Origin of the sequence: Kitasatospora sp. CB02891 (assembly GCF_002803145.1) — a bacterium.
GTDB lineage: Bacteria > Actinomycetota > Actinomycetes > Streptomycetales > Streptomycetaceae > Kitasatospora > Kitasatospora griseola.
The window spans coordinates 1-22,170 of sequence record NZ_NNBO01000014.1 but is presented as its reverse complement, the minus strand read 5'-3'; the positions used below and the strand labels follow the sequence as shown (position 1 = coordinate 22,170).

The 22,170-nt window shown below is 74.7% G+C and carries 20 protein-coding genes; 5 read left to right on the top strand and 15 right to left on the bottom strand.

Going from position 1 to position 22,170, the window contains the following annotated elements; all coding sequences use genetic code 11:
* Positions 1 to 6: 6 nt before the first annotated feature.
* The 7 genes from CG736_RS26830 to CG736_RS26800 all read right to left on the bottom strand — a co-directional run bounded on the left by CG736_RS26830 (position 7) and on the right by CG736_RS26800 (position 5,102).
* Positions 7 to 1,005, bottom strand: a complete 999-nt coding sequence (locus CG736_RS26830) for a MazG family protein (RefSeq protein ID WP_043915778.1) — start codon at positions 1,003 to 1,005, stop codon at positions 7 to 9.
* Positions 1,006 to 1,066: 61 nt separating this feature from the next.
* Positions 1,067 to 1,942 (bottom strand): JmjC domain-containing protein, encoded by an 876-nt coding sequence (locus tag CG736_RS26825; protein ID WP_100588753.1) that lies wholly within the window; start codon positions 1,940 to 1,942, stop codon positions 1,067 to 1,069.
* A 73-nt stretch (positions 1,943 to 2,015) separates the two neighbouring features.
* Complete coding sequence (locus CG736_RS26820; RefSeq protein ID WP_100588752.1) at positions 2,016 to 2,885, bottom strand: JmjC domain-containing protein; 870 nt, start codon at positions 2,883 to 2,885, stop codon at positions 2,016 to 2,018.
* Between the two features lie 109 nt (positions 2,886 to 2,994).
* Positions 2,995 to 3,192, bottom strand: a complete 198-nt coding sequence (locus CG736_RS26815; RefSeq protein ID WP_100588751.1) for a hypothetical protein — start codon at positions 3,190 to 3,192, stop codon at positions 2,995 to 2,997.
* 47 nt (positions 3,193 to 3,239) lie between these two features.
* On the bottom strand, positions 3,240 to 3,437 hold the full coding sequence (locus tag CG736_RS26810; protein WP_043915775.1) for a hypothetical protein: 198 nt from the start codon (positions 3,435 to 3,437) through the stop codon (positions 3,240 to 3,242).
* 89 nt (positions 3,438 to 3,526) lie between these two features.
* The gene (locus tag CG736_RS26805) at positions 3,527 to 3,919 is read right to left on the bottom strand and encodes a hypothetical protein (protein ID WP_043915774.1); all 393 of its coding nucleotides are present in this window, start codon (positions 3,917 to 3,919) and stop codon (positions 3,527 to 3,529) included.
* Between the two features lie 157 nt (positions 3,920 to 4,076).
* Positions 4,077 to 5,102 (bottom strand): helix-turn-helix transcriptional regulator, encoded by a 1,026-nt coding sequence (locus CG736_RS26800; protein WP_100588750.1) that lies wholly within the window; start codon positions 5,100 to 5,102, stop codon positions 4,077 to 4,079.
* A gap of 157 nt (positions 5,103 to 5,259) precedes the next feature.
* On the opposite strand from CG736_RS26800, the gene CG736_RS26795 reads away from it, so the two are divergent.
* The gene (locus tag CG736_RS26795) at positions 5,260 to 5,571 is read left to right on the top strand and encodes a hypothetical protein (protein WP_100588749.1); all 312 of its coding nucleotides are present in this window, start codon (positions 5,260 to 5,262) and stop codon (positions 5,569 to 5,571) included.
* Here CG736_RS26795 and CG736_RS26790 read toward each other — a convergent pair.
* The 4 genes from CG736_RS26790 to CG736_RS26775 all read right to left on the bottom strand — a co-directional run bounded on the left by CG736_RS26790 (position 5,490) and on the right by CG736_RS26775 (position 10,613).
* Positions 5,490 to 6,119 (bottom strand): SurA N-terminal domain-containing protein, encoded by a 630-nt coding sequence (locus CG736_RS26790; RefSeq protein ID WP_100588748.1) that lies wholly within the window; start codon positions 6,117 to 6,119, stop codon positions 5,490 to 5,492. The two genes, CG736_RS26795 and CG736_RS26790, sit on opposite strands and share 82 nt — an antisense overlap.
* A 160-nt stretch (positions 6,120 to 6,279) precedes the next feature.
* Positions 6,280 to 7,857, bottom strand: coding sequence for a serine/threonine-protein kinase (locus tag CG736_RS26785; protein WP_255419035.1), 1,578 nt, complete (start codon positions 7,855 to 7,857; stop codon positions 6,280 to 6,282).
* Positions 7,854 to 8,426 carry a hypothetical protein gene (locus CG736_RS26780; RefSeq protein ID WP_100588747.1) on the bottom strand — a complete coding sequence of 191 codons (573 nt, stop codon included), beginning with the start codon at positions 8,424 to 8,426 and terminating at the stop codon, positions 7,854 to 7,856. The genes CG736_RS26785 and CG736_RS26780 overlap by 4 nt, the downstream gene beginning before the upstream one ends.
* Before the next feature lie 108 nt (positions 8,427 to 8,534).
* Positions 8,535 to 10,613, bottom strand: a complete 2,079-nt coding sequence (locus tag CG736_RS26775) for an N-6 DNA methylase (RefSeq protein WP_198520624.1) — start codon at positions 10,611 to 10,613, stop codon at positions 8,535 to 8,537.
* 181 nt (positions 10,614 to 10,794) lie between these two features.
* Here CG736_RS26775 and CG736_RS26770 point away from each other — a divergent pair, with 181 nt between their 5' ends.
* On the top strand, positions 10,795 to 11,385 hold the full coding sequence (locus tag CG736_RS26770; protein WP_100588745.1) for a DUF4352 domain-containing protein: 591 nt from the start codon (positions 10,795 to 10,797) through the stop codon (positions 11,383 to 11,385).
* A gap of 72 nt (positions 11,386 to 11,457) precedes the next feature.
* Here CG736_RS26770 and mfd read toward each other — a convergent pair whose 3' ends face one another.
* Entirely contained in the window at positions 11,458 to 15,066 is a 3,609-nt protein-coding gene (gene mfd / locus CG736_RS26765) for a transcription-repair coupling factor (RefSeq protein WP_100588744.1), read from the bottom strand.
* Between the two features lie 528 nt (positions 15,067 to 15,594).
* On the opposite strand from mfd, the gene CG736_RS26760 reads away from it, so the two are divergent.
* A complete protein-coding gene (locus CG736_RS26760) occupies positions 15,595 to 16,875 on the top strand; it encodes a nucleotide sugar dehydrogenase (protein WP_100588743.1) in 1,281 nt (426 codons plus the stop codon).
* 3 nt (positions 16,876 to 16,878) lie between these two features.
* Here the strand turns inward: CG736_RS26760 and CG736_RS26755 are convergent, their stop codons facing one another.
* The gene (locus CG736_RS26755; protein WP_157815750.1) at positions 16,879 to 17,442 is read right to left on the bottom strand and encodes a copper resistance CopC family protein; all 564 of its coding nucleotides are present in this window, start codon (positions 17,440 to 17,442) and stop codon (positions 16,879 to 16,881) included.
* Positions 17,443 to 17,575: 133 nt separating this feature from the next.
* Here CG736_RS26755 and CG736_RS26750 point away from each other — a divergent pair, with 133 nt between their 5' ends.
* Complete coding sequence (locus CG736_RS26750; RefSeq protein WP_100588741.1) at positions 17,576 to 18,142, top strand: copper chaperone PCu(A)C; 567 nt, start codon at positions 17,576 to 17,578, stop codon at positions 18,140 to 18,142.
* A 7-nt stretch (positions 18,143 to 18,149) separates the two neighbouring features.
* Positions 18,150 to 19,394 (top strand): Dyp-type peroxidase, encoded by a 1,245-nt coding sequence (locus CG736_RS26745; protein ID WP_100588740.1) that lies wholly within the window; start codon positions 18,150 to 18,152, stop codon positions 19,392 to 19,394.
* Positions 19,395 to 19,463: 69 nt separating this feature from the next.
* Here the strand turns inward: CG736_RS26745 and CG736_RS26740 are convergent, their stop codons facing one another.
* Both CG736_RS26740 and CG736_RS26735 read right to left on the bottom strand, forming a co-directional pair.
* Positions 19,464 to 20,825, bottom strand: coding sequence for a hypothetical protein (locus CG736_RS26740; RefSeq protein WP_100588739.1), 1,362 nt, complete (start codon positions 20,823 to 20,825; stop codon positions 19,464 to 19,466).
* Positions 20,826 to 21,004: 179 nt separating this feature from the next.
* On the bottom strand, positions 21,005 to 22,170 hold a 1,166-nt coding region (locus CG736_RS26735), incomplete at its 5' end, for an SUKH-4 family immunity protein (RefSeq protein ID WP_232734200.1).

The following is a 22,170-nucleotide window of genomic DNA, read 5'->3' as shown; positions in this document are numbered from 1 at the left end:
CCTCCGTCAGTCCGTCTCGGGCAGGCCCTCCGCGGTCCGCACCGCCCGGCGGTAGCGCCGGGCCGCGGCCCGCAGGGCCGCGTCCACGTCCACGCCGTGGTCGTAGCCGCGCTGGGCGATCGCCAGCAGCAGGTCGCCGGCCGACTCGGCGGTGAGTTCGGCGGGCAGCTCGTACGGCGCGTCCGGCACCCCGGTGAACCGCGCGCGGCGCACCCGGGAGACCAGCTTCGCCGCGTAGGCCAGCGCGGGCAGGCCGGCCGGCACGCCGTCCAGCACCGATTCGCGCTGCTTCTCGGCGGCCTTCAGCTGCTCCCAGTTGGCCTCCGTCTCGGCGGAGTCCTCGACACTGACGTCGCCGAACACGTGCGGGTGGCGGTACATCAGCTTCTCGACGATGTCGCCCGCCACGTCGTCGATCGAGAACGGGTCCTCGGCGTCCTCCTCGGCGATCCGGGAGTGGAAGAACACCTGGAGCAGCACGTCCCCGAGCTCCTCGCGGAGGGTCGGCCGGTCGTCCTCCTCGATCGCCTCGACCAGTTCGAACGCCTCCTCGACCAGGTACTTCACCAGGCTCCGGTGGGTCTGCTCGGCGTCCCACGGGCAGCCGCCGGGCGAGCGCAGGCGGTCCATCACCGAGACCAGGTCCAGCAGCCGGGCGCCCGGCAGGTCGTACGAACCCGGCAGCACCTCGATCTCCGGGTGCTCGCCGGCCTCCTCCACCGCGATCCGGGCCAGCGCGTCGGTCAGCCCCGGGTCGCCGTCCGGGCTCTCCAGCCACACCGCGGGGGCCTCGGCGAGCAGTTGCCGGGCCAGCGCCGGGGCGGTGCCCCGTTCGACCAGCCGGGGCTCGACGCCGGCGGCGCGCAGCGCGGGCAGCTGCGGGTGGTCGGCGACGCCGACCAGCACCACGGGCGCCGAGCGGAGGGCCTCCCAGGCCGGCCAGCCGAGCAGGCCGGGTGCGACGCGGTGGGTGGTGGTGAGCAGGATCAGCTTCGGAGTGTCCACGGCACCGAACCTACAACGACGCCGGACGGGGCGGCCGAGCGGTTTTCCCGCGCGGGGCCGGTCACCCGGCGGGCTGCAGCATGACCTGGCGGGTGACGGCCAGCAGGTCGGCGGGCGTCAGCTCGGCCAGCAGCGCGGTGGCGTGCTCGATCAGCGCGGCGGCCGCATCGGTGAGCGCGGCGTCGTCCAGCGGGCGGCCCGGCAGGGCGAGGCTGTCGGCCAGCAGGCTCTGCGCGACGGTGTACAGGTTGGCGCTGGCCGCCTCCCGGATGGTCAGCGACAGGTGCGTGGACGGCGCGCCGTCCTCGGCGCGGGCCCGGTGCGCGAACCCGCGCGGCACGTACAGCACCTCGCCCGGCTGCAGGACGGTCTCCAGCAGCACCTCGCCCGGGTCGCCGTCCTCCCGGTCGGGCACCCAGTTGCCGTCGGCCGGCCCGCCGTGCACCCACCAGCGCTTGGCCCCGGAGATCTGCACCACCAGCACGTCCGCGTCGTCGCGGTGCACCGGGCGGCCCTGGGTGCCGGGCGGGGTGTGGAACCAGAACGCCTCGACCTGCCGGCCGATCTCCGCGGCCAGGCCGCGGGCCAGCTCGCGCACCCCGTCGTGCCACTGGTCGACGTAGCGCAGCAGCAGCGTCGCCTGCTCGTCCCGGATCAGCGCCCGCACGGCCGCGCCGTCGGCGTACCCCCCGACCACCTCGCCGAGCACCACCCGGGGCGGGCAGAACCGCTCGACGGGCAGGTGGGCGTCGCGCTGCACCAGGCCCAGGTACGGCACCTTCAGCAGGCCGTGGTCGAGCAGTCGGTCGAGTTCGGCGGCGGGCAGCACGTCCACCGGCGGGCGCGAAGGGCGCAGCACGGCCGGGGTGGTGCGCCACAGCTCGGTGCGGAACTGCTCCTCGTCCGCGACGAAGCGGCTCAGCCAGGTCTCGGTCATGGTCGGGTCTCCTCTGAGGCTCGTGCAGCGGGGTCGGGCGGCGGGTCGAGGCGGGTGGGTTCGGTCCGCGGGTTCAGGCGGTGGGACGGCTGCTGTACGCGGCGCGGCGGGCGGCGGACACCAGCTCGGCGGGGTCGGCGGTGGCGATCCGGGTGCGCAGGTGGTCGAGCAGCTGCGCGCCGGCCTCCAGCAGGTCGTCCTCGTCGCGGGGGCGGGCCGGCAGTTCGAGCCCCTCGGCGAGCAGGGTGCGCAGTTGGGTGCGCAGGTGGACGGCGCAGGCCTCGCGCAGCGCGATCGTCAGGTGCAGCGAGGGGCCGTCCTCGGTGGCGCGGGCGGTGTGGGCGTAGCCGTTGGGCACGTACAGCACCTCGCCCGGGTGGACGACGGTGTCCAGCAGGCACGGGCCCGGGTTGTCCTCGCGGACCGGCTGCCAGCTCGGCTCGGTCGGCCCGCCGTACACCTGCCAGTGCTTGTGGCCGCTGAGCTGGATGACCAGGATGTCGCCCTCGTCGCGGTGCACCGGGCCGTGCCGGCCGGGCTGCGAGTAGAACATGAACGCCTCGGTGAGCCGGCCCAGGCTCTCGGACAGGCCGGCGGTGAGCGCGCGCACCGCCGGGTGCCAGTGGTTGAGGTAGCGCAGCTGAAGCGTGGCGTTGCGGTCCCGGATCAGCGCCCGCACCCGCTCCGGGTCGAGGCACCCCTCCAGCGTCCGGCCGGCGATCACCCGCGGCGGGCAGTACTCCTCCTGCGGCACGGTGCCCTCGACGGTGAACAGCCCCGCGTACGGGTCGCGCAGCGTCCCCTCGTCGATCAGGTCGAACAGGCTCTCCACGGTGAGCACTTCGGTGGGCGGATCGGCGGGGCGGAGCACCACCGGGCCCTGGCGCCAGTGCTTGCGCAGGAAGGTCTCGGGGTCGTCGACGCAGCGTTCCAGCCAGTCCATGGCGGTGTTCCTCTCCGGTGTCCGGGCGGGGCGGGGAAGTCGGGGTCGGGGGCGGACGCGGGGCGCCGGCGGCGGCAGGGCCGCCGGCGCCCCGGGCGTGGTGCGTGGATCAGATGACGTCCGGGTAGCAGGCGCCGCAACCGTCCGTGGTGGCGTGACCGGCACTCACCGACGGCGCGGTCGCAGCCTGGGCCACGGCCGGCGCGAACACCGCACCACCCACCGCAGCGGCCACCGCCACCGACAACGCCGCCTGACGAGCAAGCGCAGCGAACTTCGAAGCCGACTCAGCGGACTGAACACCCATGACAAAACTCCTTGTTGAGAGGGGGAACCGAGGATTGGCGAGCTGGATCAGATGACGTCGGGGTAGCAGGCGCCGCAGCCGTCCGTGGTGGCGTGACCGGCACTCACCGACGGCGCGGTCGCAGCCTGGGCCACGGCCGGCGCGAACACCGCACCACCGACCGCGGCGGCCACCGCCACCGACAATGCCGCCTGACGGGCCAGCGCAGCGAACTTCGAAGCCGACTCGGTGGACTGAACACCCATGACAGAACTCCTTGTTGAGAGGGGGGATGAATCGGGAGGAAACGGGCGGCCGGGGGCGTGTTTCGGCCCGGCCGCGGGTGGTGCGGGGGTCAGGCGGTCGGGATCCGCAGGGCCAGGGGTTCGGCGCCGGGGCGGCACTGGAGGTCGCAGCTGCAGCCCGGAGGCAGCAGCAGCCAGTGGCCGGGGAGGAGCCGGACGCCCTGCCGGGTTCCGGTGTCGTCGGGTCGGACCCGACTGCCGCCGTGGTGCTGGAAGAGCAGCAGGCTGCTGTCCTCCGCCGCGGTGAGCCGCCGGACGGGCCGGCTCGGGGCGGGTTCGACGGGGCGGCCGAGGTGGTGACGCAGGGTCTCGGCCCAGTGGGCCGCGCCCGACACGTCGTCGGTCCACAGAAGTGCCGGGCCGGTGCCGAGGCGGCGGTTCAGGAAGGCGACGACCTCGCGTTCCGGGTCGGCCGTACGGTTCTCGTCCTGTCCCCACTGCATGTCGTCACCTCCGTCTCCGCTGTCCCGGCGGGGCCCGGTGTGCCCCGCTGACATCAATACTGCGGGGCGGCTGGATTGACGCACAGTCACGGATTGCCGGTCCCCGGCGGGCGGTACCGGGACCACGTGACACGCGGCCGGCGCGCGGCAGGCGGCGTCAGTCGTCGAGCAGGCCGGCCTTCGCGGCGGCGACGCCGGCCTGGAAGCGGCTCTCGGCGCCCAACTCGTCCATGATGTCGGCGATGTGGCGGCGCGCGGTGCGCAGCGACATGCCGAGGCGGCGGGCGATGGCCTCGTCCTTGAGGCCGGCGGCGAGCATCCGCACGATGGTGCGGTCGAGTTCCTGGGAGACCTGTTCGAGGCCGTCCTCAGCGGCGGCGGCGAACGGGCGGGCGAGCGACCAGGCCTGCTCGAAGATGTCGCAGAGGTAGGCGAGCATCGCCTCCTGCCGGACCACCAGTGCGCCCCAGGTGCCGTCGCTGAGCGGCAGGAAGGCGAGTTCGCGGTCGAAGACGATGAGCCGGCCGAACAGCTCGTGCGCCGTGCGGTACTCGGCGCCGAGGGCGGTCGCGGCTTCCACGTAGGCCTGGCTGGGGCCGTTGAAGCGCGCGGTGTGGTGGTAGAGGGTGCGCATCCGGACGCCGCGGCCGAGCAGGGCGCGGTCGCGGCGCAGTGCCTCCTCCATCGCGTCGGGCACCCGGGAGCCGCCGCCGGGCTGGCTGGTGATGACTTCGCTGCGGCATTCGGCGGAGGCCCGGTCGAGTGCGGCGCGGACGTTCAGCAGGTCGGCGATCACCTCGATCTCGCCGGCGCCGCCGGAGTCCCGGACGGCCTGGTGGAAGGGCAGGAAGCCGGCCACCCGGGCCTGGCGTTCGGCGAGTTCGGCGCGGCTGCGCTGGATCGCGGCCTCGACGGGGGCGGCGAGGGCGGTGATCGCGGTCTGCGGGGGCACGGCCCGCCAGCGTCCGGGGTCGGACGGGTCGGGCTGGAGCAGCTGCCAGGCGGTCAGCCGGTCCAAGGCGTCGCCGGCGGCGGCCGGGTCGAGCCCCTGGCGGGTGAAGTGCCCGGCCAGTGCGGCGGGGTCGAGGCGGCCGTGCTCCAGCACCCAGGCGTAGGCCGCGGCGTCGGCCGGATCGGGTACGAACTCGGTTCCGGCGCACGGCGTTTGGGCCAACAGGTCCATTTTCGTCCCCCGGTCGTCTTGCTGCCAGAGCAGTTGGTGAGGTGGCTGCACGATGGTTCGGGCACCCCGCGCTCGCCATGCTAGTTCCAGGCGCCGGCCCCGGGATCGGGAACCGGGCACCAAGATCCGTTCTTCACCGTCCCCAGGAGGACCTGCCATGAAGCGCTTCGCCCGCACCGCCGCGTTCGCCGGTCTGCTGCTCGCCCTGGCCGGCGCGGCCCCGGCGGTGGTCGCGGCGACGCAGTACGCGCCGTCGGCGATGGTGCGGGCCGACGGCGCGACTCCGTCCGGTGACACCTCCTGGGGCGGCAGCTGCGAGCTGCCGCTGTGCCAGCCGGGGCTGTACTGGACGGGAGGGGCTGTACTGGACGGGACCGGACCGTCCGGTCAGAGCGGGCGGACGTTCATCGGCAGCCAGTTGTCGGTGGTGTCGGTGAGCCCGATCCGGGCGGCGTCCCACGTGCCGTAGCGCGGGTTGACCTGGATGTGCAGGGCGGTGCCCGCGTCCACCAGGGCCTTGCGGATCGTGGCGTCGCCGGCGGCGCCGGTCGGGTCCTGGCCGCCGGCCAGCTTGGCGAGGCCGAGCTGCTGGCGGTAGAAGTCGTCGATCCCGCCGGCCGGCACGCCCTGCTTGACCCGCAGCAGCTCGGCCAGCTTGGCGTCACCGCCCACGGTGCGGCTGTCCGCGGCCTTGGCGGCGCCGATCTCGCTCGCGTCGACCGTCAGCCGACGTTCCGTCAGGGCCCGGTCGATGACCTTGTCGAGGATCAGGTCGTTGACCGCGTGCCGGACCAGCCCGGGCTGCTCGTTCGCCGCGGGGGCGCCGGCCTGCGCACCGCCGACCTCGCGGACCGCCGACAGCCTCGCCTGCACCTGCGCGATGGTGATCCGCTCGTCGCCGACCACGGCGGCGGCGCCCTGGTGCGCCGGTGCCCCGCCGCAGGCGGAGAGCGCGGCGGCGGCGATCGCCACGCCGAGGGCGGCGCGCAGTCGTCGGACGGTGCTGGTGCGGGTCACTGGGGCCTCCTGGTCGATGGAGCGCGTTCCGGTGGTGCGTCGCGTTCGTGGCTGGGACGAACAATAGGGAGCCCCGCCCCCGGGTGCCAGACCCCGCGCGCACGGTGGCCCGTCCGGGGTCGACTGCGCCGGCGGCCCGAACCCCGAACCTGATCGATCGTCAGGTCGCGTACGGGTTGGCGGTGGTGCGGTGGGCGCCGAGCTGTTCCAGGTGGGTGCGCAGCCGGCGGACGTCGGGGTGGTGGGGGCCGTGACGGCGTTCGGTCTCCAGCAGGAGTTCCAGCAGGGTCTGCCAGCCGGTCTCGGCGTGGCCGGTGGCGGCGAGCAGGAGGCCGATGCGTTCGCGCAGCTCCGGGGCGTGCGGGGAGTCGGGCGGGAGGGCCGCGAGGACGGCCCGGTACTCGGCGAGGGCGTCGTGGGCGAGGCCGAGCTGTTCCAGGCAGCGGGCGGCGTGCCGGCGGTGGTCGAGGGCGGCCGGGTCGTGCGGGCCGCGTTCGGCGGCCGCGGCGGCGGCCAGCAGGCGCAGTTCGGGCAGCGCCTCGCCCCAGTGGCGTTCGGCGAGCAGGGTGCGGGCCCGGATGGCGCGCACGGTGTGCACCAGCGGCGCGGCCTCGCCCTGTTCGGCGACGGCCCGGGGCAGCAGCCGGGCGGACAGGTCGAGCACCTCGGTGTGCCGGCCGGCCGCGACCAGGTCGGAGAGCCGGGCGCAGGCCCCCGCCAGCGTCTCCTGCCCGGGCCGCGCGGCCGGCGGCGGGACCGCGGGCGGGGCCGCGGGCACGGGCGGCGGCGGCAGCAGGACGGCCCCGCCGGCGGGCCCGGGGTGGTGGGGGTAGCGGTACGGGTCCGCCGGGTCGGGGACGACCGGCAGCAGGGTGCGCGGCCGGCCCGCCGGAACGGGCAGCAGCGGCAGCAGCAGGGCGTGCACCTCGGCCGCGTCCGCGGGCCGCCGGTCCGGCTGCTTGGCGAGCAGCCGCAGCACCAACTCCTCCAGCACGGGCGGGACTTCCGCGCGCAGCGCACGCAGCGGCTGCGGCGGGTCGTCGACCTGGCGGCGCAGCACGCCGAGCGCGGTGGGCGCCGGGAACGGGGGGCCGCCGGCCAGCATCTCGTGCAGCATGCAGCCGAGCGCGTACAGGTCGCTGCGGCGGTCGGTGTCGGTGGCCATGGCCTGTTCGGGGGCCATGTAGGCGGGGCTGCCGATCGGGCTGCCGGTGAGGGTGAGGCGGGTGGCGGCGGGGTCGACGGCGGCGGCGATGCCGAGGTCGAGCAGCACCACCCGCCCGTCCGGACGGACCATCACATTGCTCGGCTTGAGGTCCCGGTGGACCACCCGCGCCCCGTGCACGGCGGCCAGCGCGGCGCACAGCTGCCCGGCCACGGCGACGGCCCGCTCGACGGTGAACGGGCCCTCCTCGGCGATCAGGTCGGCCAGGCTCAGCCCGGGCACCCGCTGCATCACCAGGTAGAGCTCGTCCCCGTCGGCGCCCGCGTCGTACACGGTGACCAGCCCGGGGTGGTCGAGGGACGCGCCGATCCGGCACTCGCGCAGGAACCGCTGCCGCAGCAGATCGCCCTGGCTGTCGCCGCGACCGGCCGGGTGCGGCACCGCGTCGGTGCGCAGCAGCTTGACCGCGACCGACCGGCCCAACTGCTGGTCCCGGGCGGCCCAGACCTGCCCCATCCCGCCGTGCCCGATCTTCTCGTCGAGCAGGTACCGCCCGCCGACGGTGCGGCTCACGGCTGCCCGTCCCCGGCCTGACGGCGCAACAACTCACCGAGCTCGCGCAGCTCCGCGGCCCCGGTCGCACCGGCCGCGCCAGCCGCGCCGGCCGGCGGCACGGCGGGCGGCACCGGCCGGGTGACGGCCTGCGGGTGGTCGGCGTACGGGTGGTCGGTGTACGGGTGGCCGGCGTACGGGCCGGCGGCCGGGTACGTCGGGGCCGACGCCGGGTACGGCCGGTAGGCCGGGTACGGGTACGGCGCCGGGGCGTCGGCCGCCGGCCAGAACCGGCGCTGGTTCATCACCAGGAAGTGCACCGGCGTACCGATCCACAGCGGGATCACCAGCAGCAGCGCGACCCAGGTGTTGAGCGTCCCGCCCGTCGGGGTCAGCCCGAGCGCCACGAACATCCCCAGCTGCATCAGCCCGACGACGACCGCGCCGACCAGGTCGGCCGGCCGCCGCCGCCCGGCCGCGAGCACCGCCGACGGCACCATGCCGAGGAACCCGAGGGTCAGCACCGGCAGCGCGGCGCACAGCAGCGTCACCCAGATCCGGTACGGGCCGGACACGGCGCGGGCGGGCATGGACGCTCCTCGACGACGGCGGGGCAAGTGCTGCGCACACGCTACCTCCACCGGGAGTTGCTGCCACGGGTCGAGTCGCGGAACGGCTTCGCCGATCCCGGTCGCGGGTCAGAGCGGCTTCGCCGCTCCTGCGGCGAGGGCGTCGGTGAGTGCCCGGGTCAGGGTGCGGGCCTCGGTGGTGGCGCGGGTCAGGGCCGCCTCGTACTCGGCGAGTCGACGGAACTCCGCGCCCAGCACCCGCTGCTGTTCGACGGGGACGCGCGGCACCTCGACCCGCCGGATGTCCAACCGGCTGGTGGTGGAGGCGTAGCTGCTGGCCCGGCGGCCGGCGCCGGTGGCGCGCAGCTGTCCGGCCAGGAAGTCCGGGTCGAGCAGGGCCGGGTCGGGCCGCAGCAGGTGCAGCCGGGCTCCGAGCGCGGCGTCCGCGTACGGGCTGCCGGGGTGCACCGCCTGGGCGCCGTCACCGCCCAATGCCGGTACCAGCACGTCGCCGTGACGTACCGTCACCGTCCCTTCGGCGTCCGTGGCGGCGCTCGGCGGGGCGGCGGACTGCAGGTCCTGGTCGGTGAGCAGCGGGGTGCGGCCGCCGGGGCGGGCGGGGGCGCCCTGGCCGGAGGAGTGCACCTCCAGGGCGCCGGAGCGGGCCAGTTCGCCGATGCTGACCTGCGGGGGCGCGGCCGCGCCGGTGGCGGCGAGGGCGGGCAGCGCGGCGTCCAGGTCGGCGAGCCGGGCGAGTTCGGCGGACAGGCGGGTGCGCAGGGCGGTCAGCGCGTCGGGGGCGGCCTCGGCGGGCAGCGCGGGCAGGTGGCGGGCCGGGGTGAGGTCGGTCTCGTCGTCCAGCAGGTCGAGCGCGGGGACCGCCCGGGAGCGGCCGGGCCGGTCGGCGGGCAGCGGGCCGCCGGTCCGGGCGGCCCGGTCGAACGCCTGCCACGCCGTCAGGACGTCGCTCCGGAGCGCGGCGCGGTCGATCCGCTCCCGGCCGCCGTCGGCGGCGGCGTCCAGCAGCAGCAGGTGCCGGAAGTCGTCGCCGGGCTCCGGTCCGCGCAGCACCCACACGTGCAGCGGCACCCCGTACGGCGGGGCGACGCCGGCGGGCAGGGCGATCACGGCGCGCAGCGCCCCCGAGCGGACCAGTTCGGCCCGCACCCGGCGGCCGGCCCGGCGGGACGCCACGGTGGGCGGCAGCAGCAGCACGGCCGTCCCGCCGGGGCGGGTGTGCGCCAGGCAGTGCAGCACCCACGCCAGTTCGGACTCGCCGCGCGGCGGCACCACCCCGCCGGGCCAGCGGCTGTCGTACTGCAACTGGTCGTGGCCCCAGTCGCGTTCGTTGTACGGCGGCCGGCACAGCACCGCGTCGGCGGCCACCCCGGGGAAGGCGTCGGCGCGCAGCGCGTCGCCCGCGCGGACGTCCACCGGCAGCGGGCCGGGGCGGTCGGCGGGGGCGGTCAGCGCGAGGCGCAGCAGTGCGACGCCGGCCAGGCCGGGGTCGGCGTCCTGCCCGAGGCGCGCGGCGGGCGCGGCGGCCAGCAGCACCCCGCCGGCGCCGCACGCCGGGTCCAGCACCGTCCGGTCCTCGCCCGGCGCGCCGGCCAGCGCGGCCAGCAGGGCGGCGGTCTCGTCCGGAATCGGCTGCTGCAGACGGGGGTTGGCCTCGGTGTACCTGGTCAGCAGCTGCTCGTACGCGGCGGCCGGACCGTTCTCCGCGGCCAGTCGGGCGAGCAGCCGGGCCAGGTCCAGCTGGGTGGCGCCGGCGATCAACGGCAGGGCGAGGGTCGCGGCCGCGGCCGGCCCGAGCAGCGTGCCGGCGGCGCGGCGCAGCGCCTTGGGCAGCGCGGTGGCCAGCCGGGTGTCCGACTGCTCGGCGAGCTCCGCCCACGCGGACGGCTCACGGTGCAGCAGGAGCAGCAGCGAACCCGCCTCCACCAGCGGGGCGACGGCCGATCCGGACGGGTCGCGGAGCGTCTCCAGCTGCTGCCAGACCCGTTCCAGCAGCGGCAGTTCGGCGAGTTTCCCCTGTGCCCGCAGCCACTGCTCGACCTGGTCGAGCCGGAACGTCGGGCTGGTCTCGGTGCCGCCCGCGGGCCGCGGGAAGTCGACGTGACGACGGCGCCAGTTGGACACCGCGGCCCTGCCGACACCGGCGAGCCGGGCGATCTCGGCGGCCGTGACCTCGGGACTTTCCGACATGCGCGGGCTCCTCAGCAGCGTGGTGTGGCCACACAGCATAGCCAGGCCGATTTCCGGGAGCGTTCACACGTGAACAGAGAGGTTTCGTGAATCGTCATTGACACTGTTCACAGTCGAGGCTTTACTGGAGTCGTCGCCGGAACCCCGGCCCACCGCAGAAAACCTGGGGGAGAGACCCGCCATGCTTGAGTCGTCCGTCCGCATCAGCACCCGCCGCACCGCCGCCGTCCTCCTCGGCGCCTGCCTGCTCGCCGCCGCGACCGCCTGCGGCCCCGACAACTCCGTCTCCACCACCCCCAAGAGCGCCGCCTCCGCCGCGAACACCGCCTCCGGCGACCAGGGCAAGGCCGCCGCCTCGACCGCCAAGGTCGGCGACACCATCGGCCTCAAGGGCACCGAGAAGAGCAACACCGCGGACGTCACGCTGGTGAAGGTCGCCGACAACGCCGAGGGCGCGGACGAGTACACGAAGGCCGCCGACGGCAAGCGCTTCGTCTCGGTCCAGTTCCGGATCAAGGCCACCGGCAGCGCGGCCTACGCCGACGCCCCGGCCAACAGCGCGAAGGTCATCGACGACAAGGGCCAGGGCTACGGCTCGACCGTCGCCGAGACCAAGGCCGGCCCCGAGTTCCCCGTCCCCGCGAACATCGCCCCCGGCGAGACCGCCCTCGGCTTCATCACCTTCGAGGTCCCGGCGGACGCCAAGCTCGACAAGATCCAGTTCGCGCTGGACAGCGGCTTCGCGCAGCAGACCGGCCAGTGGAAGCTGTAAACGCCGAGGGGGGACGGAACAGGGGCGCGCGGGGGTGCCTCCCCCACGCGCCCCTGGTGGTGCTCGCCCCGACTACCGCTTGAGGTCGTCGAACATCGTGCTCAGGAACTCCGTGCACCAGGACAGCAGTTCACGCCCCACCAGCGGCTTGCCGCCGATCCGGCCGCCGGAGCCGGGGCGGGGGACGAGGAGTTGCTGGGCGGCGGACTTGATCTGGGTGCGGGGGTAGAGCCGGTTCAGGCGGAGCTGCTGGGACTCGCGCAGGTCGACCGGGCCGAAGCGGACGAAGGCGCCCTGGAGGGTGATGTCGCCGATGCCGCAGCGCCGGGCGAACAGTCGCAGGCCGGCCACCAGCAGGAGGTTCTCGACCGGCTCGGGGAGCTTTCCGTAACGGTCCGTCAGCTCCTCGCGGACCTGGGTGATGTCGTCCTCGGAGTTGACGGCCGCGATCGACCGGTACGCCTGGAGCCGCAGCCGCTCGCCGGGCGCGTAGTCGTGCGGGACGTGCGCGTCGACCGGCAGCTCGATCTTGACTTCGAGCGGCTCCTCCTCCGGTTCGCCGCCGCCGGCCTCCAGGGACTGGCGGAAGTCGGCGACGGCTTCGCCGACCATCCGCATGTAGAGGTCGAAGCCGACGCCCGCGATGTGGCCGGACTGTTCGCCGCCGAGCAGGTTGCCCGCGCCGCGGATCTCCAGGTCCTTCATGGCGACATACATGCCGGCGCCCATCTCGGTGTGCTGGGCGATGGTGGCGAGGCGCTCGTGCGCGGTCTCGGTGAGCGGCTTCTCCGGCGGGTACAGCATGTACGCGTAGCCGCGTTCCCGGCCTCGGCCGACCCGGCCGCGGAGCTGGTGCAGCTGGGAGAGGCCGAAGGTGTCGCCGCGTTCGACGATCAGGGTGTTGGCGTTGGAGATGTCGATGCCGGACTCGACGATGGTGGTGGAGACCAGGACGTCGAACTCCTTCTCCCAGAAGTCGACCACCACCTTCTCCAGCTGGGTCTCCCCCATCTGTCCGTGCGCGGTGGCGACCCGCGCCTCGGGCACCAGGTCCTTGAGCCGGGCGGCCGCCTTGTCGATCGACTCGACCCGGTTGTGGATGTAGAACACCTGGCCCTCGCGCAGCAGTTCGCGCCGGATCGCGGCGGCGATCTGCTTCTCGTCGTACGGGCCGACGAAGGTCAGGACGGGGTGGCGCTCCTCCGGCGGGGTGGTGATGGTGGACATCTCGCGGATGCCGGTGACCGCCATCTCCAGGGTGCGCGGGATCGGGGTGGCGGACATGGTGAGCACGTCCACGTTGGCCCGCAGCTTCTTCAGCTGCTCCTTGTGCTCGACGCCGAAGCGCTGCTCCTCGTCGACGATGACCAGGCCGAGGTCCTTGAATCGGGTCTCCGAGGAGAACAGCCGGTGCGTTCCGATGACCACGTCCACCGAGCCCTCGAACAGGCCCTCCAGGACGGCCTTGGCCTCGGTGTCGGTCTGGAACCGGGACAGCGCCTTCACGTTGACCGGGAAGTTCGCGTACCGCTCGGCGAAGGTCGAGAAGTGCTGCTGCACCAGCAGCGTGGTGGGCACCAGCACGGCCACCTGCTTGCCGTCCTGCACGGCCTTGAAGGCGGCCCGGACGGCGATCTCGGTCTTGCCGTAGCCGACGTCGCCGCAGATCAGCCGGTCCATCGGGACGGACTTCTCCATGTCCGACTTGACCTCGCCGATGGTGGTCAGCTGGTCGGGCGTCTCGGCGTACGGGAAGGCGTCCTCCAACTCCCGCTGCCAGGGGGTGTCCTGGCCGAAGGCGTGGCCGGGGGCAGCCATCCGGGCCGAGTACAGCTTGATCAGGTCGGCGGCGATCTCCTTGACGGCCTTCTTGGCGCGCTGCTTGGTCTTCGCCCAGTCCGCGCCGCCGAGGCGGTGCAGCGTCGGGGCCTCGCCGCCGACGTACTTGGTGACCTGGTCGAGCTGGTCGGTGGGCACGAACAGCCGGTCGCCGGGGTGGCCGCGCTTGGCGGGCGCGTACTCCAGCACCAGGTACTCGCGGGTGGCGCCCTGCACGGTGCGCTGCACCATCTCCACGTACCGGCCGACGCCGTGCTGCTCGTGCACCACGTAGTCGCCGGCGGCCAGCGCCAGCGGGTCGATGGCGTTGCGGCGGCGGGACGGCATCCGGCGCATGTCCTTGGTGGAGGACTTCTGGCCGGACAGGTCGGTCTCGGTGATGACGGTGAGCTTGAGGGCCTCGTCGACGAAGCCGTGCTCGATCGAGCCGCAGGAGACGTACACGACGTCCCGGGTGGGGGCCTCGCCCAGGTCGGCGACCAGCCGGGCCGGGATGCCCTCGTTGCCGAGCACCTCGGCCAGCCGGGCGGCCGGGCCGTGGCCCTCCGTCACCAGCACCACGCGCCAGTCGGCAGCCAGCCGTTCCCGTGCGTCGGAGATCGCCCGCGCGGTGTCGCCGCGGTACGCCTCCACGGCGTGCATGCCGAGCGTCAGCGTGTCGGCATCGAACTCCAAAATCTCCGACACCGTCGAGTCGCTGGTCGCGAACGGGCTCACCGACCACCAGGGCAGCCCGATCCCCGCGGCGTGCTCGCGCACGTCGGCCAGCGACCAGAGGGACGCGGCGGAGACGTCGATCGCCTCCAGGTCGATCGGGCGGTCGGCGCCCGCGGCGGCGGCCACCCAGGACGCGGCCAGGAACTCCTGGCTGGTGGCGACCAGGTCGGCGGCCCGGGTGCGGACCCGCTCGGGGTCGCAGACCACCGCGATCGAGCCGGTGGGCAGCACGTCGAGCAGCAGCTCCATGTCGTCGACCAGCACGGGGGCCAGCGACTCCATGCCCTCGACCGCGATGCCCTGCGCGATCTTGTCCAGGATCTCGCCCAACTCGGGGTGCTGGGCGGCCAGTTCGGCGGCCCGGCCGCGCACCTCGTCGGTCAGCAGCAGCTCCCGGCAGGGCGGCGCCCACAGGCCGTGCTCGGCGATCTCCAGCGACCGCTGGTCGGCGATCTTGAAGTAGCGGATCTCCTCGACGTCGTCGCCCCAGAACTCCACCCGCAGCGGGTGCTCCTCGGTCGGCGGGAAGACGTCCAGGATGCCGCCGCGAACCGCGAACTCGCCGCGCTTCTCGACCAGTTCGACCCGCGCGTAGGCGGCGGCCGACAGCTTGCGGGCGATCTCGCCCAGGTCGTGCTGCTCACCGCGCTGCAGGGCCACCGGCTCCAGTTCGGCCAGGCCCTTCACCTGCGGCTGCAGCACGCTGCGCACGGGGGCGACCACCACCTGCACCGGCCCGGCGGCCAGGTCGTCGGCGCGCGGGTGGACGATCCGGCGCAGCACCGCGAGGCGGCGGCCGACGGTGTCCGAGCGCGGGGAGAGCCGCTCGTGCGGCAGCGTCTCCCAGGCCGGGAACTCGGCGACCGCGTCGGGGGGCAGCAGGGAGCGCAGCGAGGCGGCGAGGTCCTCGGCCTCCCGGCCGGTGGCGGTCACCGCCAGGACCGGGCGGCCGCCCTCGCCGGCCCGGGCGGCCAGGGAGCGGGCCAGCGCCGCGATCGCGAACGGCCGGGCGGCGGGCGGGCCGACCAGGTCGAGGTGCTGCCTGTGGCCCGTGGCCGCCGCCTCGATCGCCTCGGCGAGGGCGGCGTCCCGTACGACGACATCGAGCAGTCCGGACAGGCTCATACGTCAAGTTCTCCACGGCGGGGAGTGGCCCGGCAGCAGACGGCGGCCGGGCAGCGCGACAGTCCCGGAACGCGGTGCGCCCGGGGGGTGTCCAGCCTACGCCGCGCGGGCCCGGGCACGTGGCGCGGCGTCCCGGACCGGGGGCGTCGGGTCGACTCGCCGCTATTCGTACAGACTCGTCCAGAGATCATGCAGTCGACACACTCCTGTCACTGTCCGTCCATGGTCGCCGCGCAGGATGGTGTGCAGCGCAGGCCGCATCCAACCGTGGGGGATGGCTGCGGAAGCGCGATCGCACCTCGATGGGGGTCGGGAGTGCGAAGGCCGGGCGACCCTGGGTGGGGGCGCCCGTGCCACTCACGCCGGGACTCGCGGCGCCCGCCTGGGGCGGGCGCCGCGAGATCTCGGCGTCGGCACGCCGGCCTCCGGCCACTTCCGGCGAAGCGGCCCGCGCGACGGCCGGGGCTCCGTACTCTCATGTGAAGAAGGTGTGGGGACACCGGTCTTTTCCAGGGGGTTGGGTTCGTCATGCGCATCGTCATCGCAGGTCAGGGCTATGTCGGTCTCCCGCTCGCGGTCCGCGCCGCCGAGGTGGGCCACCAGGTCGTCGGGTACGACGTGGACGAACGCCGGATCAAGCGGCTGGCGGTCGGCGAGTCGTACGTGGAGGACATCCCCGGCGAGCGGCTGCGACCGCTGCTGGACGGCGGCCGCTACCTGCCCACCGCCGACCCCGCCGACGTCGCGGACTTCGACATCGCGGTGATCACCGTCCCGACGCCGCTGCGCGACGGCGTGCCCGACCTGTCGTTCATCGAGGCGTCCGCGAAGCTGCTGGCCCGGCACCTGAAGCGCGGCGCGACGGTGGTGCTGGAGTCCACCACCTACCCGGGCACCACCGAGGAACTGCTCGCCCCCCTGCTGGAGGCCGGCTCCGGGCTGCGCGCGGGCGCCGACTTCCACCTCGGGTACAGCCCCGAGCGGATCGACCCCGGCAACCCGCAGTGGAAGCTGGAGAACACCCCGAAGGTGGTCTCCGGCACCACGCCGGACGGGCTGGCCGCGGTGGCCGGCTTCTACGGGCAGCTGGTGGAGCGCACCGTGCCGGTCTCCTCCTGCAAGGAGGCGGAGCTGACCAAGCTGCTGGAGAACACCTTCCGGCACGTCAACATCGCCCTGGTCAACGAGCTGGCGATGTTCGCGCACGACCTCGGCATCGACGTCTGGGAGGCCATCGACGCGGCCTCCACCAAGCCGTTCGGCTTCCTGCGCTTCACGCCCGGCCCCGGCGTCGGCGGCCACTGCCTGCCGATCGACCCCTCGTACCTGTCCTGGCGGGTGGAGCGCGCGCTCGGCCAGTCGTTCCGCTTCGTCGAGCTCGCCAACGACGTCAACAGCCACATGCCGGACTACGTGGTCCGCCGCCTGGCCGAAGCCCTCAACCAGCGCCGCCGCAGCGTCAACGGCTCCCGGGTGCTGCTGCTCGGCCTGGCCTACAAGAAGAACACCGGCGACGCCCGGGAGACCCCGGCCGCCCGGATCGTCGAGCTCCTCACCCGCCAGGGCGCCGAAGTCCGCGCCGCCGACCCGCACGTGGTCGCCGGCGTCCACGTCGCCGAACCGCACGACGCGGGCCCGCTCGCCACCGTCCACCGGGTCGAGGCCACCCCCGAGGAACTGGCCGCCGCCGACGCGGTCGTCCTGCTCGCCGACCACGACGAGTTCGACTACGCCGCCGTCACCGCCCACGCCCAGTACGTCCTGGACTGCCGCCACCGCCTGACGGGGGCGTCCGTCGAGGTTCTCTGAGCCTCATCGGCCCCGGGACGGCCGGCGCACCAGGACGGCCACGGCCGCCACCGCCGCGACCGACAGGCCGCCGGCCGCCGCCCACCACGGCCAGTCCGCGCTGTCCCGGGCGGCGGGGGCGGCGGCGGGCGGGGCCGCGGGCGTCGAGGGGCGCGCGGGCGGTTGGACGGGGGCGGTGTCGTCGGCGTTGGTGAAGGTGAAGCGGCCCTGGAGCGGCGCCCCGTCGGCCGCGACGGCCCGCCAGACGACCTGGATGGCGCCCTTCGGCAGGCGGCCGAGCTTCTGCTGCACCTGGCCGTTGAGCGCGGTCGGCGTGCCGTCGGTGTACGGCGTCCCGTCGGTGCCGAGGACCGCGACGGTGGTGTAACCGGGCTGCACCGGGCTGTCGAAACTCAGCGTGACCGCCGTCGGCGACTCTGCCGTCACGGAGTCCGCGGCCGGGCTGGAGGCGAGCAGCTGCGCGTGCGCCTGTGCCCGCGGCGCGGGTGCCAGGACGGACAGCGCGGCCAGCAGCAGTGCGGTGAGGAACGGCACCGCCGCCGGGCGGGAGGGGACTCGGGGCTTCACACGACAGTGGTCGGCGGCGGCCCGCGGGAAGTTCCCGCGAGATGCCGGGAACTTCCGGTCCGTGCGGTCCGACCACTGCGGTAACCGCGGGACACCACCACGCCTGCGACCGAGCCGAAAGCCGATGCACGCCATGCCGACCACCACCACCGTTCCGGGCCGCTCCCCCCGTCTGCGCCGCCTCGTCGCCGCCACGGCACTCGGGGCGATATCCCTCTCCGCGCTCGTCGCCTGCGGCAGCGGCGACTCGTCGTCCTCGGCCAAGGCCTCGCCGAGCGCGGCCGTCACGGCCGACGCGGCGCCCCTGACGGTCAAGGACCCGTGGGTGAAGGCCTCCGACACCGAGATGACCGGCGTGTTCGCCACCCTGGTCAACACCACGGGCGCCAAGGTCACCGTGGTGTCCGGCACCTCGACGGTGTCGGCGAAGACCGAACTGCACGAGGTCGCGGATGTGGACGGCAAGCCGACCATGCGGCAGAAGGCGGGCGGCTTCGTCATCCCGGCGAACGCGAGCCACGAACTCAAGCCGGGCTCCGACCACGTGATGCTGATGGGCCTGACCAAGGCCGTGAAGCCGGGCGACGAAGTCACCGTGACGTTGACCCTCGACGACGGCCGGACGCTGAAGTTCACCGCCGTCGCCAAGGCGTTCGCGGGCGCCAAGGAGGACTACAACGCCGGCATGACGAAGGGCTGAGCTCCCCATGGACAGCAGCCCCACCGACCTCGTCGCACCCGCCGCCGCCGCGGTCGGTCGCCGCCGGCTGCTGGCCGGCGGCGCGCTCGCCCTCGGCGGGGCGCTGGCCGGGGCCGGCGTCGGCGTCGCCGCGGCCGACCGCGGCACCGGGGACTCCCGGCCGCAGCCGCCCGGGTACGGCGTCCAGAAGATCCCGTTCCACGGGCCGCACCAGGCGGGGATCGACACCCCCGCCCAGGCCCACGCCGTGTTCCTCGGCTTCGACCTGGACGGCGGAACGGACCGCGCGGCCCTGGGCCGGATGATGCGGCTGCTCACCGACGACGCCGCCCGGCTCACCGGGGGCGCGCCGGCGCTCGCCGACACCGAGGCCGAACTCGCCGAGCTGCCCGCCCGGTTGACCGTCACCTTCGGCTTCGGCCCGGGCTTCTTCACCGCCGCCGGGCTGGACGACCGGCGGCCCGCTTCGCTGGCGCCCCTGCCGGTGTTCTCCATCGACCGGCTCCAGGACCACTGGTGCGGCGGCGACCTGCTGATCCAGATCTGCGCCGACGATCCGCTCACCGTGGCGCACGCCCAGCGGATGCTGGTCAAGGACGCCCGCACCTTCGCCCGGCTGCGCTGGGCCCAGCGCGGGTTCCGGCGCGGGCGCGGCGTCCAGGAGGACGGCGTCACCCAGCGCAACCTGATGGGACAGATCGACGGCACCGTCAACCCGGCGCCCGGCAGCGACGTCTTCGACGGGGCGGTGTGGGCCGAAGACGGCCCGGAGTGGCTGCGCGGCGGCACCACCATGGTGCTGCGGCGCATCCGCATGGAGCTGGAGACCTGGGACGCCGCCGACACCAGGGCCAAGGAGTTCTCGATCGGCCGGACCCTCGGCACCGGCGCCCCGCTCACCGGCGCCGCCGAGACGGACCCGCCCGACTTCGCCGCCCGGGACGCGTTCGGCCTGCCGGTCATCTCCGAGTTCGCCCACGTCCGGCGGGCCCACGTGGCGGATCCCCGGCAGCGGATCTTCCGCCGCCCGTTCAACTACGACGACGCCCCGGCCGCGGACGGCACCCCCGACACTGGTCTGCTGTTCGCGTCCTTCCAACGGGACATCGCCGGGCAGTTCCTGCCCATCCAGCGCGCCCTCGCCGCGTCCGACCTGCTCAACCAGTGGACCACCCCGATCGGCTCGGCCGTCTTCGCGATCCCGCCCGGCTGCGCGCCCGGCGGCTGGATCGGCCAAAGCCTGCTGGACTGACCGCGGAAGAACACACCGCCCCGCTCGGACGGCTGCCGAGCGGGGCGGTGGCGTTCCGCGGCGCGGGGCTCAGCCCCGGCGCTGGATCCGGTCGCGGTTCGGGCGGGTGTCGTGGTTCAGCCCGTCGTCGACGATGACGATCTTGGGGACGATGCGGGTCTCCGCCTCCGGCTCGGCCGCGGCCGCCGACGGGACGGGCGGGGCGGGCGGGGTCTCGGGCTTGGGGGGCAGCGGGTCCTTGGCGAAGCTGGCGGGCTTGACGGGCGGCGCCGGGGGCTCGGCCACGGTCGGGGTGTAGGGCTTGCGCGGGTCGGCGGCCTGCGGCTTGGCCTCCGGCCGGTCCTCGACGCGGTCGAGCACCGCGGTCGGCCGGTCCTCGACGCGGTCGAGCACCGCGGTCGGCCGGTCCTCGACGCGGTCGAGCACGGCGGTCGGCTGGTCGACGGCCGGCTTGGGCTTCTCGACGGCCGGCTTGGTGGCGGTGGCGACCGGGCCCTTGGTGAGGTCGGCCTTCGGCGCGGCCGGCTTCCCGTCCTCGGGCTCCTCCTCGATCGCGCCGACGGCGGCGCCGGTGAGCGAGGCCAGGGTGCCCTTGATGTGGTCGAGGTGGGTCTGGACCTTGTCGAGTCGCTTGGTGAAGTCGACCTGCTCGCGCTCGCTGGCGAGCTTGATCCGGGCGGCCTTCTCCTTGGCGGCGGCGAGCTCGGCGTCGGCCTTGGCCTGGGCCTGGGTGTCGAGGCGGCGGGCCTCGGCGAGCATCGCCTCGCGGTGCTGCTCGGCCTCCTTCACCTTGGCCTCGGCGGCGGCGGTGATCTTGGCGACGACCGCGTCCGCGTCGGCCTCGGCGGTGGCGAACCCCTCGTCGGCCTTGCGGCGGCGTTCGGCGAGGGTGACCTCGGACTGCTCGGAGGCGTCGGCGGCGGAGACCCGGATCCGGGCGGCGTGGCCGGTCGCGGCGTGCACCACGGCGCGGGCCTCGGCGTCGGCCTGGGCGCGGATCCGCTCGGCCTCGGCGCGGCTGCGCTCGTCGGCGCCCCGGGCGAACCGGTCGGCGTCCTCGCGCTGCTTGGCGGAGAACTGCTTGGCGTCCTTGGCCGCGGACTCGCCAGCCTCGTGGGCGGCGTCCCGGGCGTCCTCGCCGGAGCGCTTGGCCTTGGTGTGGATCGCCTCGGCCTCGTTCTGCGCGATCTTCAGCAGGATCGCGGCCTGCTCGCTGAGCTCGGTGAAGTCGGGGTCGGGGGCGTCCTCGGCGGCCTGCTGGATGTCGGCGAGGCGCTTCTCCATCTCACGCAGGCCGGTGCCGAGCACGCTGAGGCGTTCCCAGGCCTCGTCCCGTTCGCGGCTGAGCGCGGTGACGGCCGCCTCGACCTGGTCGGGCGCGTAGCCGCGCCGGGAGACGGTGAAGCCGTACTGGGACACGGCGTCGCTCATTCGGCTGTTCTCCTCGTGCTCGCGGGCTGCGCAGCCCCGCCGGGTGCGTGGTTCGGTGGGAAGGACGGTCCGTCCCATTGACCTATTTTGCGCAGATACGAACGCAAACCAAACAGGCCGCCACCGCGCGGCCGGGCGAACCGGCCGTGCGGACGGGGCGAGGAATCGTCGGACATGCCTTACAGCAGGCCGTCCCAGAGCTGTTCGACCAGGACGGCCCACCAGCTCTCGGGCGTGTGCACGGCGGCCGGATCGGCCGCCAGCAGCTGGGCCTGGAAGTCGGTGGTCCAGCGGCCGGCCTGCTCGGGCGTGAGGCCGTGTCGCAGATGCCACATCCGGGCCAGCACGGTCAGGCAGCGGACGAACTCCGGGACACCGGTGTTGACGAACCGCGGCGGCTCGGCCGGGTTCTCGATGTCCACGGCGACCACCGCGGCGGTGCCGTACTGGACGCACAGCTGCCGGCCGTAGTCGTTGCCGAGCACCAGGTAGCCGCCGAAGTCCGGGCCGGACGGCAGTCCGCGCTCGGCGGCCAGCTCGGCCAGCGTCGGAATCGGCCGGCCCTCCTGGGCCTGCGCCCAGAAGAACGGCGGGAACTCGCGCGGCAGGCCGACCCACATCAGGGTCTGGGCCACCGCGTCCGGCACGCCCTGCCGGGCCACCGCGCGCTGCTCGAACCGGAACACGCCCGGACCGAACAGCTGGCCCAGTTCGGCGGCCAGCTGCTGCGGCACCATCGGCGGCAGCGGCGGCACCGAGCCGGGCGGCGGCAGCGGCACCCGCTGGGTGCGCGGGCGCGGCGGCGCGGACACCAGCTGGTGCAGCTGCTCGACGTGCTCGCTCAGCACCGCCATGCCGGCCTGCCGGGCCGCGGTGTCCCGGCCGTACGGGGCGGTGTGGCTGATCCGCGCGTTCGGCCAGGACGCCTTCACCATCCGGGCGCAGTAGCCGCCGGGCAGGTCGCACAGCTCCAGGTCGGTGTGCACCTCCAGCACCTGGTCGGCGGGCACGCCGATCCGGCGCAGCTCCTGCAGCGCCTTCCACTCCGGGTGCGGGGTGCCGGGCTCGGACGTCATCACCAGGCTCCGCTCGGAGCCGTCCGGCGCCCGGTAGTTGACCACGGCGGTGGTGCCCGGACCGATGGTCGGCACACCGGGCGGCGGCAGCGGGGCGGCCGGCGCGGGGCCGGGCCCCGGCGGCGGAAAGCCCGGACCCGGCTGCGGCGGCGGCACGGGCGCGCCCGGGAACGGCCCGGGCGCCTGCGGCGGCGCACCCTGCGGCGGACCGGGGAACGGCGGCGGGGCCTGGAACGGGGCGCCCTGCTGCGGCCCCGGCGGGAACGGCG